Below are 735 nucleotides of genomic sequence, written 5' to 3'. Positions count from 1 at the left end.
TAACCAGGCAATGCAGCCGACGGCCAACTTTGTGCACCTTTTGCGCGGTCGCTGCGCTCCCATTATTGCGCAAAATGCGCACAAAGTTAGCCGCGGCTGATTGCGGCGTTATGAGTCGGAGTTGAATCATGCACGATAGTGAAATTGAACCACATATCAAAAAAACGTTAAAAAATTCAAGCGTGGTTCTAGTTTTCGTAGCCATATTTTGTATCGTGAGTTTAGTCTGCGATTTTAATAGCTCGGGTGAAGACCCATATTATTGGTTTCAACGTAGCGGGGCTATCGCGGTTCTATTTTCCGCTTGTGTTGAATTTTGGTTGTCTGGAATAGCCAATGCCGTTAAGCCTAGTATTTCAAGCTATATGTCGGATGATCGCTGGAGTGGAAAGTATGGAGCGTGGTATGGCTGGGTTAAATATACTGCACTTATTTTCTTAGTAACCGGAACTTTTGTATGGGGGTACGGCGATCTTCCGTTCAGAAACTCATAACAATCGCAGGCAGTTTGCTCCGGCCCTTCGGGCCTCCGCGGGACGCCCAACGCTATGCACATTATGTGCGGGTCGCTGCGCTCCCAGTTTCGCACAAAATGTGCATAGCATTGGTCGCCCCTGCTGCGGGCGTTCAGGCTGTAGAAAAACTCTTAAAACCCAGCGTTTTTTGGTAAAATTTGACCCTCAAAGGGAGGGTATATGCCAAATTTCAGAAAATACAGCTATAGCCAGGACGCGA

Annotated in this window: 1 protein-coding gene; it reads left to right on the top strand. The window is 47.3% G+C overall.

Going from position 1 to position 735, the window contains the following annotated elements:
- Positions 1-128 precede the first annotated feature (128 nt).
- Positions 129-494, top strand: a complete 366-nt coding sequence (locus AC6R19_RS22755) for a hypothetical protein (RefSeq protein WP_500582156.1) — start codon at positions 129-131, stop codon at positions 492-494.
- Positions 495-735 lie beyond the last annotated feature (241 nt).

It is taken from the genome of Microbulbifer sp. SE14 (assembly GCF_059834885.1).
Note: the sequence above shows the minus strand (reverse complement) of the source record. Positions and strands in the feature narration are given on the sequence as shown.

Bases quoted from the DNA above. Each gene is read 5' to 3' on its own strand.
- AC6R19_RS22755 (WP_500582156.1), top strand. From the start codon at position 129: ATGCACGATAGTGAAATTGAACCACATATCAAAAAAACGTTAAAAAAT.